At 36.1% G+C, this 15,442-nt stretch carries 14 protein-coding genes; 9 read left to right on the top strand and 5 right to left on the bottom strand.

The window, feature by feature from the left end; all coding sequences use genetic code 11:
• The first annotated feature begins 190 nt into the window (after positions 1 to 190).
• Complete coding sequence (locus tag F6K40_RS02020) at positions 191 to 328, top strand: hypothetical protein (protein ID WP_293130639.1); 138 nt, start codon at positions 191 to 193, stop codon at positions 326 to 328.
• Between the two features lie 80 nt (positions 329 to 408).
• Here the strand turns inward: F6K40_RS02020 and F6K40_RS02025 are convergent, their stop codons facing one another.
• Complete coding sequence (locus tag F6K40_RS02025) at positions 409 to 720, bottom strand: hypothetical protein (protein WP_293130641.1); 312 nt, start codon at positions 718 to 720, stop codon at positions 409 to 411.
• Between the two features lie 252 nt (positions 721 to 972).
• Here F6K40_RS02025 and F6K40_RS02030 point away from each other — a divergent pair, with 252 nt between their 5' ends.
• The 7 genes from F6K40_RS02030 (at position 973) to F6K40_RS02060 (ending at position 8,614) form a co-directional block, all read left to right on the top strand.
• Positions 973 to 1,725: an NB-ARC domain-containing protein gene (locus F6K40_RS02030; RefSeq protein ID WP_293130643.1), complete on the top strand. Its 753-nt coding sequence runs from the start codon at positions 973 to 975 to the stop codon at positions 1,723 to 1,725.
• 117 nt (positions 1,726 to 1,842) lie between these two features.
• A complete protein-coding gene (locus F6K40_RS02035; RefSeq protein WP_293130645.1) occupies positions 1,843 to 4,431 on the top strand; it encodes a WD40 repeat domain-containing protein in 2,589 nt (862 codons plus the stop codon).
• Positions 4,432 to 5,192: 761 nt separating this feature from the next.
• Positions 5,193 to 6,119 (top strand): alpha/beta hydrolase, encoded by a 927-nt coding sequence (locus F6K40_RS02040; protein WP_293130647.1) that lies wholly within the window; start codon positions 5,193 to 5,195, stop codon positions 6,117 to 6,119.
• A gap of 517 nt (positions 6,120 to 6,636) precedes the next feature.
• Positions 6,637 to 7,023: a DUF5684 domain-containing protein gene (locus F6K40_RS02045; RefSeq protein WP_293130649.1), complete on the top strand. Its 387-nt coding sequence runs from the start codon at positions 6,637 to 6,639 to the stop codon at positions 7,021 to 7,023.
• 31 nt (positions 7,024 to 7,054) lie between these two features.
• Positions 7,055 to 7,258, top strand: a complete 204-nt coding sequence (locus tag F6K40_RS02050) for a hypothetical protein (RefSeq protein WP_293130652.1) — start codon at positions 7,055 to 7,057, stop codon at positions 7,256 to 7,258.
• Positions 7,259 to 7,756, top strand: a complete 498-nt coding sequence (locus F6K40_RS02055) for a DUF2752 domain-containing protein (RefSeq protein ID WP_293130655.1) — start codon at positions 7,259 to 7,261, stop codon at positions 7,754 to 7,756.
• A 192-nt stretch (positions 7,757 to 7,948) separates the two neighbouring features.
• Positions 7,949 to 8,614: a hypothetical protein gene (locus F6K40_RS02060; protein WP_293130657.1), complete on the top strand. Its 666-nt coding sequence runs from the start codon at positions 7,949 to 7,951 to the stop codon at positions 8,612 to 8,614.
• Here the strand turns inward: F6K40_RS02060 and F6K40_RS02065 are convergent.
• The 4 genes from F6K40_RS02065 to F6K40_RS02080 all read right to left on the bottom strand — a co-directional run bounded on the left by F6K40_RS02065 (position 8,599) and on the right by F6K40_RS02080 (position 13,293).
• On the bottom strand, positions 8,599 to 9,795 hold the full coding sequence (locus F6K40_RS02065; protein ID WP_293130658.1) for a DNA cytosine methyltransferase: 1,197 nt from the start codon (positions 9,793 to 9,795) through the stop codon (positions 8,599 to 8,601). The two genes, F6K40_RS02060 and F6K40_RS02065, sit on opposite strands and share 16 nt — an antisense overlap.
• A 120-nt stretch (positions 9,796 to 9,915) precedes the next feature.
• A complete protein-coding gene (locus F6K40_RS02070; RefSeq protein WP_293130660.1) occupies positions 9,916 to 11,172 on the bottom strand; it encodes a calcium-binding protein in 1,257 nt (418 codons plus the stop codon).
• Between the two features lie 293 nt (positions 11,173 to 11,465).
• Positions 11,466 to 12,536, bottom strand: coding sequence for a class I SAM-dependent methyltransferase (locus F6K40_RS02075; protein WP_293130662.1), 1,071 nt, complete (start codon positions 12,534 to 12,536; stop codon positions 11,466 to 11,468).
• A gap of 457 nt (positions 12,537 to 12,993) precedes the next feature.
• On the bottom strand, positions 12,994 to 13,293 hold the full coding sequence (locus F6K40_RS02080) for a 30S ribosomal protein PSRP-3 (RefSeq protein WP_293130664.1): 300 nt from the start codon (positions 13,291 to 13,293) through the stop codon (positions 12,994 to 12,996).
• A gap of 75 nt (positions 13,294 to 13,368) precedes the next feature.
• On the opposite strand from F6K40_RS02080, the gene F6K40_RS02085 reads away from it, so the two are divergent.
• Positions 13,369 to 14,157 (top strand): TIGR01548 family HAD-type hydrolase, encoded by a 789-nt coding sequence (locus tag F6K40_RS02085; RefSeq protein ID WP_293130666.1) that lies wholly within the window; start codon positions 13,369 to 13,371, stop codon positions 14,155 to 14,157.
• Positions 14,158 to 15,442 lie beyond the last annotated feature (1,285 nt).

Here is a 15,442-nt window from a genome sequence, read left to right on the forward strand (position 1 = left end):
AGAGTGATCGCTTTTTTTGTCTATGTACGATCACTCCAGACAAGCCAACCCGCCATTACGCGCTAGTCAAACGGCCTTGAAATTGACTTACCTGGATATAATGGTTGAACCTGCTACTAAATAGGGTTTGCTGAAAAAGTCTTATGAGTGAGGGTAGGAGTCAAGAGTCAGGAGTCAGGAGTCAGGATAAATGGGAATTACAGAGGATGTAGTTAGAAGAATTGTCCCTGAATTTTTCTGCCCAACTCTTGCCCAAAATGCTAGTTTTTTGAGCTTTCTTGACCGAAAAGCTGGCACTTTTTTTCAACCTAATAAGGCTGAAACATAGAGACGTCAATACTTTGATAGTTAATCAGCAAGCCCTAAATAAACTGGCTTCCACTGCTTCCCTGACATCGGGATTTTGATTCAAATAGTAGTTTTCGTCGAACCGCAACGGAATCGAACTTTGTTCCGAGGCACTGGCCAATCGCTACTCAAATTGTCCGAACCGGGTAAAATGCTCCAACCCGCATTGCCTGCTTCGCCAGATATCAAGTCGTTGTCTTTCCCACAATAAATCGTATGAGAATCAGCAGAACCAGTTAGTGTGTCCCCGCCTCTTAAACCTAACAATCCTTGCAGGGTGGGGTTGTATCTCAAATCTACTGGTTCTATGGGAAAAATGTCGGGTATGTCGTTTAAAAAATACCTCAATCCATCCGGACTTAAGCCAGCCATAATAATTCTCCTTTTCCTTTAAAAAACTACTTGGTTGTTAAAAAAAATAGAAGCTTGACATTAAATAGAAGTTTGCCATTGACCCTCAAAATACTCAAGCACAAAAACAGATCAGTTAGATTTAGTGTATAATGATCTAAAATTGTTCTTGACAATCAGGGAGTAAGATGTTATACGAAAACTCTGAAAGCCTCATCTGAGGGACTTAAAAAAATCAAGGAAACTATCAAGCAAATCCAAACAGAAAAGGCATTGACCTTAGATAACGAATATTGGTTGGATGAAGCTAGTAAGTTTTTACCTATAGTTAAAAGTGGAAAGAAAGAAGTGCCAGATACTGTTTCAATTGGCACCTGGAAAAGATTCCGAAAAAATGAGGGTATTAAACCTATAAATTTTCAAGCATTCTGCCAAGTTTTGGGATTACATTGGGAAGAAATAGTTGATAATACTCAACCTGTATCTTTGGATTTAAAAAATTCTCCTACTATTCCTTACTTTTACGGACGTATTCAAGAATTAGATACATTAAAACAATGGATTTTGCAGGACAAATATAAGCTAATTATTTTGCTTGGTAGAGGAGGTATTGGGAAAACAAGTTTAGAGACTAAATTAAGAAAAGAAATTGAGAATAATTTTGACTATGTAATTTGGCGAAGTCTTGAAGCATCTCCAAAAATAGAAAGCATTCTGGAAGATTCAATAAAGTTCTTTTCAAATCAACAAGAAACCACACTACCAGAAACTTTAGAGGAAAAAATAACCAGACTAATCAATTATTTTGAATCTTCTCGTTGTTTACTAATACTTGATAATGCAGAATCAATTCTTCAAAGTGGCAATCAAACAGGTAAATATCGGGAAGGTTATCAAGGGTATGGTAATTTACTCAAGCGAATAGCTGAATCATCCCATCAAAGTTGTTTGTTAATTACCACCCGAGAAAAGCCACAAGCAATTGACATAATTGCTAAAAAAAATAAAACTATAAAAACTTTATAATTAGAAGGGTTAAACCTAGAAAACAGTCAAAAAATATTTACAGAATATGGAGAATTTTATGGCTCGGAAGATGAATGGAAATTAGTTATTGAACATTATGCAGGTAATCCTTCTGCTTTGGAAGTTGTAGCGGGAAATATTCAAGAAGTATTAGGGGGAGATTTATCTAAATTTGTAGAAAATCATTTAAAATCAGGACAGCCAAAATTCGAGGAGATTAACAATTTATATGAAGATCAGTTTAATCGTTTATCTACCTCAGAAAAGCAAATTATGTATTGGTTGGCAATTAATTATGAATCAGCTTTAGATACAAAACTAAAAGAAGACATTATTTCATGGCAAACCAAACAAGAATTACTCCAATCATTAAGCTCTTTAAAACGGCGATCACTCATCAAAACTACCGAATTAGGATATACAGTTCTACCTGTAATCAGAGAATATATTATTGCTCGATTAATAGATGAAGTTTGCCAAGAAATTAAGACAGATCAAACACAAATTTTTAATGACTACTGTCTCTCCAAAGCAACAGCCAAAGATTATATTCGAGAAACTCAAATTCGCCTGATTATCCAACCACTACTAGAAAGATTACTTCCAGAACTAGGAGGTAAAATAAATATTGAAAATCAACTCCAACAAATCATCTCAAATTGCCAACAAAAATCTCCTCAAGCTCCTGGATATTTAGGAGGGAATATTCTCAACATCTTGTCTCAGCTAAATACCGATTTAACTAACTATGACTTTTCTTATTTAACTATTTGTCAAGCCTATCTTCAAGGAGTTGAATTACATCAGGTTAATTTGACAAATTCTAATTTATCTAAATCAATTTTTTCCGAACCTTTAGGCAATGTTCTTTGTGTGGCGTTTAGTTATGATGGTAAACTTTGGGCAACGGGAGATGCAGATAAAAATATTTATATTTGGCGAGTAGCGGACGGTCAATTTATAGCTAATTGTTTAGGTCATACTAATTGGGTAAGGTCTCTTGTTTTTCATCCTCAAAAACCAATTTTAATTAGTAGCAGTAATGACTCCACAATTAAATTATGGAATATTGATACAGGTGAATGTCTCGCTACATTAGAAGGACACATCGGTCACGTTTGGTCTATTGCTTTGAGTTCAGATGGTAATACTTTAGCTAGTGGTAGTGATGACTGTACTGTAAGATTATGGGATCTTAACTCTCAAAAATGTCTTCACGTTTTACAGGAACACCGTTTCTGGGTACGAGCAGTTGCTTTCAATCCTCAAGGAACAAAAATTGCTAGTGGTAGTGTAGATCAAACTGTAAAATTATGGGATGTTCAGACTGGTGAATGCCTCAATAGCTGGCGACAACCGAATCATGTCGTCCGAGCGATCGCTTTTAGTCCTGATGGAGAAACTCTAGCTACTGGTAGCGACGATAATCTTGTCAGGTTACTAGATATCCATACTGGTGAATGTCTAAAACCTTTTTCAGGACACAACGGACGAGTGTGGTCAGTTATTTTTAGTCCTGACAATCAAACTCTAGCTAGTGGTAGTGCGGATCAAACTGTGAAGTTATGGAACATTGAAACTGGTAAATTATTACTGACTTTACCAGAACAAAATCGACGAGTTCGATCTATAACCTTCAGTAGTGATGGTAAAAGTCTAATTAGTGGGAGCGACGATCAAAATGTCAGATTGTGGGATATTCCTAAAGGTGAATCTTTGAAGACTATCAATGGTTATACTCAAAGAGTGTGGTCAGTTGCTTTCTCTCCTGACGGTCAAACTCTGGTGAGTGGTGGTGACGATAGTATGGTTAGATTGTGGGATATTGAAACTGGTAACTGTAAAATCTTGGATAGACATATAAAGCGCATCCAGTCAGTTGCCTTCCATCCTCAAGGAACAAAAATTGCCAGTGCTGGAAATGATGGTCAGATTAGACTATGGGATATTGCTACTGGAAAATGTTCTATTCTCCCCGAAAGAAATAGAGACTGGATATGGTTAGTAGCTTTTTATGAGGAGGGAAGAAAATTGATTAGCGTAGGTAGTGACGGCGGCATTAAATTATGGGATATGAATACAAATAGCTGCCTGCAAACTTTCAAAGATTATCCAGAATGGTTGTGGTCAGTTGCGGTAAGTCCTGATAATCGGGATTTAGCGATCGCTAGTGATGGTAAATTATTACAAACATGGAATATAGAAACGGGAGAGCTTACAGACATAGGAGAACATCAAGATAAGTTGCGTCGAGTTGCCTGGAGTCCTAATGGTAAAATTATTGCCAGTGCTAGCGATGACCTCACTGTTAAACTCTGGAATGTGACTACAGGTGAATGTCTACATACTTTAGCAGAATATACCAAGCAAATTAGAGCAATGGAATTTAGTCCTAATAGTAATCTGATAGCAACTGGTGGGGATGATTGTACAATTAAACTCTGGGATATTTCCAGTGGTAGACTCTGGCAAACTTTAACAGGACATGAAAATAGTATTCGTTCTGTTGCTTTTAGCGGTGACGGATCGATGCTTGCAAGTGGTAGCGAAGACGAGACTATTAAACTGTGGAATATTCAAACTGGTAGCTGCATTAAAACTCTGAAAGCAAAACGCCTCTATGAAGGAATGAATATTACAGGTGTTACAAGGTTAACTGAAGGGCAAAAAGAAACTTTGCTAACATTAGGAGCTATAAAGGAGTGAATAGTATCAGGACTTACGCATAACGACTATATCTAGTAGGGGCGAATGGCCATTCGCCCCTACAGATAGCGTATTATTTAACAATTTACGTAAGTCCTGAGTATATTGCTGTCAGCATTCAGCTATTAGCAGTCAGCTCTCAGCTTTTTAATAAATGAAGCAAACATGAGCTTTTACCCATACTTTTACAGCGGTTTTCATTTCAGTAGACCACAGTAGGGACGTTCCATGGAACGTCCCTACTAGGTTTGAAATATGAATATGTGGTTCATCAATCTGAAAAGCGCTGTAATTCTTTGAAATCACGAAGATGCTAATTTCTCCTCTCAAGATAATGAAATTGATAGGTAAATACTGACCGCTGAATGCTTACATATTGTTTAATTATTCTGAATCTTGATTAAAGGCAATTCAGAAGATATAATACTAAAGTTTAAAGTTAAGCATATAGAATTTCTCATAAAGATGAGGTACATTTACGACCCCCCTAAATCTCCCTTTTGAAGGGGGACTTTGAAACCTCCCCCCTTTTTCAGCGGTTCCCCCCTTATCAAGGGGGGTTATATCAAATCCGGTAGTATGGGTAAAATTCCAGACTCTCCGGGGTTTGGTCTCCAAACCCTCGACAAACTAGGAGTTTTCACTCTTTTCTGATAGTAGAATTATATCACTTCCGTTGCCCAGCGGATTTGATATTAGGGGGGATCGGGGGGCAGGGGGGGGTATAAAACTGTATCTCACCAATTTGATAAATGCTATAAATGGTTAAATTAATGTTGAATAATTATCTATCTAAAATCACATATCAATCAGTATTTCTTGGTTATAACTTTCTCCCAATTAATGCTTGGAAAATACTGTCAAACCCTGCTACTGAAATACTGGCATTTTCAAACAACTATCGCATTTACAAAAATATTACATATTTGACAGTTAATAATTACAATTTGCAGTTAGACATTTATCAGTCTCTCGCCCCGAAACCACAACCAACAGTAATTTTTATTCACGGTGGAGGTTGGGTAGATCGTCCTAGAGAGGTGGAACTATTTTTTTTATTGCCATATTTTAAAATGGGTTTTTCCGTTGTTAATGTGGGATATCGTTTGGCAGCACAGTCGCTAGCACCCGCAGCAGTAGCAGACTGTCGATGTGCTTTACGTTGGGTGATCAGGAATGCTCAACAATATAATTTCGATCTCGAAAAAATCATTGTCAGTGGGTTTTCTGCTGGCGGACATTTAGCGATGACAACAGGTATGTTATCTGCTGCTGCTGGTTTTGAAACTAATTGTTCTGGTGATGAAGAATTAAAAGTGGCAGCGATAATTAATTGGTATGGTATTACTGATGTCAAAGATTTGCTGGAGGGAGAAAATGTTCGAGATTATGCTTTGGAGTGGATGGGAAACCAGAGCGATCGCTTGGAAATAGCGGAGCGTGTTTCTCCAATAAATTATGTACATTCTCAACTGCCACCAATTTTTACTGTTCACGGTGATGCCGATCTAAGTGTGCCATATAATCATGCTGTGAAATTTCACGAAGCACTTGATCGAACTAATGTACCGAATCAATTATTAACTATTCCAGGGGGCGATCATGGAGAATTTGGTTATAGGAAAAATCTTGATATTTATGAAAATATTGAGTCTTTTCTCAGAAAATATAGTCTGTTAAATAATTAAAATTAGTTCAACTTCAAGCTAGATATATTTCAACAATTAATAATGAATAATTAATAATTAATAATTACCTCTCCTTGAAACTGATAGGATTGACTAATCATGAAAATTTTTATTTATTATCCCCTTGAAAGGGGAGGCTTTAATACCAAATTCAAAAAATGCTGTTACATTCCAATTTGTAGTTTATTCCTAAAGTTTAATACTTGATGGCTTGGATTCATTGTCAAAATTAATTTTTTTTCCTCCATTTTTTGTCTATTTATCTTTCCTCCTTCCGGCGTTTTTTATCTCTTTTTACCTGTTCTGTAACTGTAGCAATATTTTATGAAAATGGTATAAACTAAAATTTTTCGGTAAGTCAAATTCTTTAAAAAAAACTAAATTTTGATACTTCTAATATTTTGAAGGTTAAAATTTACTTATTTTACAGATAAAAATCTCAATTCCTATTAATTTTAATGGATGAAGACAAATGCTATATCTGAGTGAATTTTCATGGGTTAATTCAACCATTGGTATGATGTTACCAATTTTGTTGGCACAGAGTTCAAGAAATCAAGCTACAGGTGAATTTGCAGTTCTAGTTGTAGGTATTATAATTTCATACTTTATAATGGGGTTTTTCTTATATAGGATTTGCCAAAAATTAAATGTTGAAAATGCCTGGTTTGCTTGGGTTCCGATTTTAAATACATACATTGTTTTTAAAGCTGCTGATGAGCAAGAACCTGTTTTATGGACAATTTTATCTTTGATTCCATGTATTAGTATCATTGCTGGGATTAAATTAATTATTGCTTGGGTGAGAATTTTCAACAAGTTAGGTAAATCTCCCTGGTTATTGTTGATATGTCTTATTCCTTTTGCAATTTTCTTTGTCTTTGGATATGTAGCATTTACCTAAAAGATGATTAATAATAGGAAAAAATTGAAGAATGCTCAAACTTAAGTACAGGAAAATAATTTTTTTAATTCTCATTGCAATTCTGGCAGGAGGATCGATGGTTGGTTATTCTCAATCAGAGACTAATTTCTGGCTCAAAACTGTTGAATTAGTCATATTTCAACAAATGGCAACAATTCTAATTTATCTCACTTGTTTTAGTTGGGATTTGTTGCGTAGTCGATCGAGAAATTGAATGGAAAAGTATTCTGAAATTTTATCTAATAAAGAGCGGAGTCAACGATATATTTGTCTGGCGATCGCTCTTATTCCTATTATTGGTAGTTACCTATTTAATTTGGGTTTGAAAATACCATTTCTAGGATGCCCACTCTTACGTTATGTTGGTATTCCTTGCCCTGGATGGGGTTTGACTCGCTCTTTTATGGCAGTTGCACGAGGAGATTTTAGTCAGGCGATCGCTTATCATTTATTTGGACCTGTATTTTTTGCTGTATTTCTAGTTGCAGGTTTACATCTAATTTTGGAATTAATAAATAATCGAAAAATCCGGGCATTTTATATACCCTTAATTCAAAATTATCAGTTTCAGATTTTTTGTTTTCTAGTTTTATTTAGTTATCATGGAACACGGCTACAAGAGCTATGGAAATCTGGAGAATTATATAATTTTTTTATTCATTCTACTCTGGGAAATTGGTTATTTGGGCTGATTAGTTATAGTTATTTTTAATACTTAAAGCAAAATAAGGTGGGTATGAAAAATTCTCGTTATCATAGCCACTCATAGTAAAGGCAAAAGACAATAGAAAGGAAAATTTTGAGGATTTTACTTTTCATTACATACTTTAGTTTTTTGTGTCTTTCTACTTAATAAAAATTATGATATTTATCAAATTAATTATTTTCCAATTCCAGTTAATTAATGACAGTACAAGATGATAGTCGAGAAAATGAACTTATCCAGTTATTTAATTTAGAAAGACCAGTCAATTTAAGTCGTAGTGGAACAGATGCAATCTTGACTTTAAATGAACTGAAAATTACTTTTGAATTAAAGTCAACTACAAAAACTTCTGTAACTACAGTTAGAGATTTTGGACCGGAGCATATTAAAAAGTGGAGGGGAAAACATTGGTTATTTGGTTTCTATGAAAAAGGAGGTAAAATCCTAAAATATTGCTTGTATGCTTCCCCTAAAATGATGGCTCCTTGGATTAGTGAAAAATCAGATTATGTTGGATCAGATTATAAACTCGCTCAATTAATACCAGAGTTAATTAGCATATCTTTACTTTATGAAATTGTTGGGGAAAAAGAAGTTTATACACTTGAAGATGCTCAAAGTCTGCAAAAAAGACAATATACAATCCAAGAATACCGAAATAAAATGGATTTAGAATCTGGTTACTCTCCTGAAGGAATGCTTTCCATTTTAAAAGACAGATGTAAATATTTAATTGAGAGAGGTTCAACATTAAATAATCCCCATATTCCAGCTTCATATTTTGAAGGTTGGGAACGAATAACTACTAATCATGCTCAACGTTTAAGAGAACTTGTAACAGAAACTATTCAAGAAAATACTTGAGCAATAGATACTGCTATTTGATAACTCATAGGTGGTGGTACAGCATTACCAATTTGACCTAATACTTGATAAACTGCACCAGAAAATTGCCAAGACTCAGGAAAACCTTGAATAATTCCACAGTCAGGAACAGACAACCGAAAATGATTATTTTTGGCTACAAATAAATGTGCTTTTTCACGATTTTCAGCTACTCCATTTGGCCAAATATGTAATTTTTCCCAAGCTTTTTGTGCAGAAACACTACTTAAAATAGAGGTAGTATGGCGAGGTCCAGTTAATCCACTTCTGAGAGTAGGTGATAAAGCATCAAATCCAATATTTGGTAATCCTAAAGCTTCACGAGTTCCCATACAACGTTGTAATTTTTCTGGAATTTCACCATTATCGAAAAGATTAAGTTGAACTGGTTTTGCAGATTGATTTGTTGGTAGATGATGCCAATAATGGGTAGGTTGAGGAGGTTGATATTTAGCTAAATATTTTTCATCGCGAAAACCGACAAAAAAGACTCGCTTTCTAATTTGAGGAATGCCAAAATCTGGAGCATTTAAAATAAATTTCGTGAGTTTATAGCGAGGAGCTAAAGGAGATTCAATAACCTCTTCAACATATTTGCCGAACTTTTTACTTACCAATGCAGTAACATTTTCTGCCACAAATATTAAAGGTTCAATTTCTAGTACAGCGCGAATAAATTCAGGAAACATATCGCGATTATCTTCCTTACCTTTTTGACGACCTGCAATAGAAAAAGGCTGACAAGGTGGACCCCCGTGAATAATATCAACCGAGCCACGATAAGAGCGCCAATCTACTTTTTTGACATCTCCCTTTTCACCTGAAAAAATTTGCCAGTTTGGTCGAAGATTACGCAAAGTATTACCAGCTTCCACAAGAATATCGTAGGAAGAAATATGAGTGAAACCTGCCCGTTCAAAACCAAGATCGAGACCACCACCTCCACTAAATAAGGAGAGAGTTCGCCATCTATTTTTAGGCATTTGTGGCATCAATTTTTCAGGATTTAGATTGGGGATATTGATAGGATGTATTGGTTTTTGCCCTTCTCCATTTAAGGCTTGTTTTTTAGCACGACTAGATGCTTTTGAACGTTGTCTATAAATTTCTCTTTGTTCTTCAGTAATATTCCAACCTTGATGGGGTGATGGTGTTAACATTAGGCAAGCTTTCTAGATTTACTATATAATTGATAATCCGATCTTTTTTTAGGTAAGAAGAATAAAAACTTATTGCATATTTTGTAGGGAAGTTATATCGAACTTTCCCTTGTTCCCTACCTAAAAAATAACTTCACTTTCAAGAACTTCATTTAAGTCTGGTGTTATGACTAATTGATAATCAAACGGTGAAGAAACACCAGATGGTATTTCAATCGCACTACCATCAGGGTTGCGTGGTGAAAAGAAAGAGTCAGCTTCTACGATTAAATTATTATCAGCGTTAAGAGATAGATCGGTAACTGTCAACGTATTACTATTACCGTTGCTCAAAAGTGCTGTTAAATATGCTGCATCCGTCATTTCTCCAGGGTTAGTTAAATCATCTATATCTATCCTCGCAACCACACTTACACTTGCACCACCACCTTGACCATAACTGCGTAACCAAGATTGTACAGCATCAGTAGCAGCACGGCGAAAGTCTTGCTCTGAAGTTCCCTGAGTACCGTCAACACTAAAAACTGCATATAAGTCGTCTCCATCCCAGAATAAACCACGACCTCTACCATCTGCTCCAGTGGTTTCATAATCTGTTCGCACCCAGTTATTATTGGGATTTACTGGATCGAAACTAGCAATAATAGGGTCTTGATTATTACTCGATCTTTGCCAAGTACCGATATAAATAGTTTGACTGCCAATTTCAATACTAGGTCCGTTTTGAGCTGCTATCTCTTCTTCTGTACTTGAGGGAGTAAAGCTAATTAAATTATCTGCAATCTCAGCAGGAACAGAAGTAGTTTCTGGTGTAGGATTAGCTCTTAATCTGAAATCTTCAGCTTCCAAGTCTGGTAGATTTTCCAGAACTGCAAACTGACCGCCATCTCCAAAACCCTCTTGACTACCATTAGCGTTATAGAATAGCTGACCAGTTGTGCTATCGTAAACAATTATCGCGTCAGAAGTAGCAGCATTATCGGTGACAGTAGCAAATTCATTGTCAATACTAAACCCATCTTCAGCATCACTCGAAATTTCTGTAAATATCCTTTTAGCAAGAATAATTGTATCTTGAGCGGGAACAAAATCTGTAATTGTATCCACACCAAGATTGTTAAAATCAATTTCTTCTCCAGCATCAAAGATAAAAAAGTCTTGACTAGCATTACCAGTGAGAGTGTCATTCCCCCTACCACCGTTGAAGCGATCGCGACCTTGACCACCTATTAATACATCATTACCGTCTCCACCAAAGAGATGGTCAAAACCCCGACGACCTTCTAGGGTGTCATCACCATCCGAGCCAAATATTTTTTCGCTATCCCTCGTACCAATTAGTCTTTCCGACTCTGCAGTGCCAATTATTCGTTCCATAATAATTAACCTTGATATTTTCAGCTTATTTTGTTTGATACTTCCATTTTCAACTATTTTTATCAAAGTCAGGGTACATAGAAATAATTTTTTACATCCTTAGAGAAGACAGAGGCGTTGCATATTTGCGGGATGAATTATGCTTTTAGAGAAAGAGGAAGTAAAAGATGGGATTTACCTTTTCTGAAAATATTCATCCCAAGGTTCAGCAACACCAAGACAGAAGGTTTTTTTGCCATATTATTTTTTTCCATGTTTCAGCTAGAGGTACTGATAACTGATAACTGAAATGATTACATCCGGCGACATAATATCCATCGTAATTCTAGAGGCGGTTTACCATTCGCTAAAGGAAATATATCTCTACCAGTCGCCCAACTTTCAAACCAACTTGTGGGAGGCCATGCTGTTTCCGGTAAATGCTGACGTTCATATTCTATAACTAACTCATTAGAAACGATCGCTAACGGTAAACCTTCCATCGCTGTTGTCAACTCTTCAGATGTAAACAAACTCGACCAACATAACTGCGCCATCTCTCGCACGACTTCATCCGGCACATATTCGTCTACTGCCAAAAATATATTGAATAAAAGTAAACCACCAGAACAAATAACATCAGACATTTTTGCCAGAAACAACCGCAAGTCATCTACATCCCGAAAATGAGAAACTACTTCCGTAGCGATCGCCAACTGATAAAAAGCTGGTTGCAACCTTGTCAGTGGATCGAGAATATCTCCCTCGATCACATTCATTGATAAATTTTCTGTAACGATTGCTGTTTGTAACTGTTCAATAAAAGCAGGCGTTAACTCTAAAACATCTACATAATGACCTTTTCGCGCCAAAGGTAAAGCATTTCTACCCGTACCTCCTCCCACATCTAATATTTTGGTAGCATTTTCTCCAAATTCTGCTACAGTTGCTAACACCTTAGCATCAGGATGGGAACCAAATAAAGGAGGTTTTCTCTGTGCTACCCAAGCCTTATACTGTTCTCCCAAAGTTGGAGTACGAATAGTTACTTGACAGGCCATTCCTTTTTTTGGTGGTTTGACCAATTCATATTCAATGACTAACATTGCAGCTGCAGAAATATTAAACCCCTCTGCCAACCCCTTTTCGATCATTTGACGCAACTGTTGTTGTCTTTCTGTGGGCATTGGCCTACCCAGATGAGAAAATAGATTCTCTACAATATTTGTGTAATAGTCTAGCATACCAGGCAGACATGGAAGCACCAACTCGCCACGACCTGAAATATAGCTATCAAGCTTATATACAATAGCTTTTTTGAGAATAACTGGAGAAGTTACAAGTGGCAATTGGTTGCTTATTTGCAATGTCTGTTCCTGGTTCATTAGCAGATTCTGCCTTGATTAATAACAATTAATAATTAGACATCTCCGGAAAAGAGGGAAGAGGGAACACTTAACTCTTAACTGGAAGAAAGAATAGATAATTTATAGATGAGAATTGATTTGATTTTTAATTTTCGGAGATGTCTATTAACGATTAATAATTGTCTATACTGGAGAATTAAGTTAGCTGTTCTTAGAAACCTATAATAATCTGTAAGAACGTTACAATTATTGATTCTATTCCCTATTCCACTGGCAACATCGGCGTTAGTTCACAAGCTGTCATGGTCATACCTGGCCAATCTGACTTCTAAATTCTCAATTCTGAATTCTCAATTCTGGAGAGACTCTTTGATATTCCCATACTTAGAGCAAGTTTGAGAATCTGACTTCTAAATTCTCAATTCTGAATTCTCAATTCTGAATTCTCAATTCTGAATTCTCAATTCTCAATTCATTAATTAGTGCCTGTAAAAATTAGTTCTGGAAATTTTGTCTGAGCTTCTGAAAGTGGTCGTCTTCTACCCTCTTCTTGCCAATAGTTAATTATTTCAGTAGCCTTATTCAGAAGATCCACCCGATCTACTTCTGAAATCCAATGCTTGGCTTCTATTTCATCTTTTAGTTGCTCCCAAGCATCATTCCGAGGCCAGAAAAAGTAACAAGTTAAAGGACTGGTACCAGTTCCTACCACTTGATCTACAGCAAGTGCTACATTATCGTCTAACCAAAGGACTTTTAGTATAAATTTGGACAATTTACCTCCTGAGCCAATTTTAGGCTAATTTTCAAACTTTACGCACACAAAATTTCATTTTACCATAAAAATTTGATGATGAATAAAGCAATTTTGGTTTTCGATATTGATGGTGTGATTCGAGATGTGGGTGGGTCTTATCGACGAGCGATCGCCGATACAGTAGAGCATTGTACATCCAGCGCATTTTGTCCGACTTTGGCAGATATTGACCAGCTTAAGTCAGAGGGTGTCTGGAATAATGACTGGGAGGCTTCGCGAGAGTTAGTTTATCGTTATTTTGAAGGCCAAGGTCAAAAACGGGATGATGTAGATCTAGATTATCAAAAGTTAGTAGCTTTTTTTCAGTCTTGTTATCGGGGCGTAGATGAGAATAACTGGAATGGTTATATTTGCTCGGAACCTTTGTTAGTCAGTTCTAGTTATTTTGAGCAGTTGACAGCAGCAGGGTTGTCTTGGGGGTTTTTTAGTGGAGCAATGGGACCAGAAATTGCTTATGTTTTGGAGGGAAAGTTAAGGTTGAGTTCCCCGGTAGTAGTGGCGATGGAGGATGCACCGGGAAAACCTGATCCAACTGGGTTGTTTGTGGTAGTAGAGCAGTTGGAAAAACAACATGGTTTGGCTGAAAATCTACCTGTAATTTATGCTGGCGATACAGTGGGAGATATGTATACGGTGGAGAATGCTCGTAACCAGATGCCATCGAGAACTTGGGTTGGAGTAGGTGTGTTGCCTCCCCATGTGCAGGAGAGTGAGGAAAGGCAATATGCTTATGCTGCTAAATTATTGGAGGCAGGAGCAAAAGTGGTTTTGAATAATATTGAAGAGTTGTCCGTGGAGGCGATCGCTAAATTCATTAATTGATAATTAATTATTAATTATTAATTATTAATTATTAATTATTAATTACCTTTCCCTAAAAGGAAGAGGATTGACGCGGTAGGGAAAAAATTTATTTCTCGCGCTTGTGATTGGATATGGTTAGAACCTATCCCACTAATAATATCTTTGCTGAAAAGCCCAAATCTTGTTAAAGATAAAAACGAAAAATCTAACTTTTCCGGAAAATTTTACTTAAGTAAATAAGCATTTTTATGTGGAGTGGGATGGGTTGTAGGTAACCCATCCATCTCTCGACCGCTTTTTCCCTTTATTGGAGAGGCTAATAAAGCTAAATTGTTTAATTATTTAATTATTAATTTTCGGTAAATATAGCACTACGCATTAAGGTTAGGACATTTCTAAATCCTGAAAGCCTTTGACAGTTCACTATTCCCTATTCCCTATTCCCTATTCCCTAGCGCGTAGCGCTATAATTGATTTAATTTTTTATTATTGAAAATCTCTACTGAATACGAATTTAAAAATTTATGCTATTCAAATCCTTTTTTTGTAAGTATTCTTTTTTGTAAGTATTCAGCTATTAGGATTCGGCATTCAGATGCATGAAAAAATCAAACAACTACTTCAACATACCGCCTATGACCTCTTTGTTTATAACTTTTAATTCTCTTTGCAGACTAATTTCGCCTTCAGTATAATAATCAATTAATAACTCATAGTTGATGGTTGAATGTTTACTTTTTTTCCTAACTCCTGACTCCGAGCGCGATACAATAACTAATATCATGTCTCCCGTGAATAACCAGAATAAAAAATTTAAGGAGTAGGGAAAAAGTAAAATGTAAAAAGGAAAAATTTGTTAGCTCTACATTCCGCAGGAAAAAATATTCTCGCGCGAGAGAAGAGAGAAGAACATTTTTATTACCAATCAATGATTGATAATTTATAATTAATCAATTTGGCTTTATTGCCTCTCTTTAGCAATGGCGAAATTGATAATTGACAATTGATATTTTCGTGATAGCTTTTATCTCAACGTTGGTTGAAGACCCGCGCTCTCCATCCCCCCTAACCCCCCAAGGATAAGCTATCCCTTATAAGGAACTCTTGAAACCCTTGTGGGAGGGTGGGGAGGATGGGGAGGAGGGGGAGGAGGGGGAGGAGGGGGAGGAAGAATTCTGTCTACATTCATAAAAAAGTGTATTGAAAAATACTCTTTTCTCCTGAAAAAGCAGATTCAAGACTTAAACATAACTCCTCTATGTTGTCAAGTTTTATGAAAAGAGAAAAATGTTTATAAAGCATA

The sequence above is a fragment of the Okeania sp. SIO3I5 genome (genome assembly GCF_010672085.1).
Lineage (GTDB): Bacteria > Cyanobacteriota > Cyanobacteriia > Cyanobacteriales > Microcoleaceae > Trichodesmium.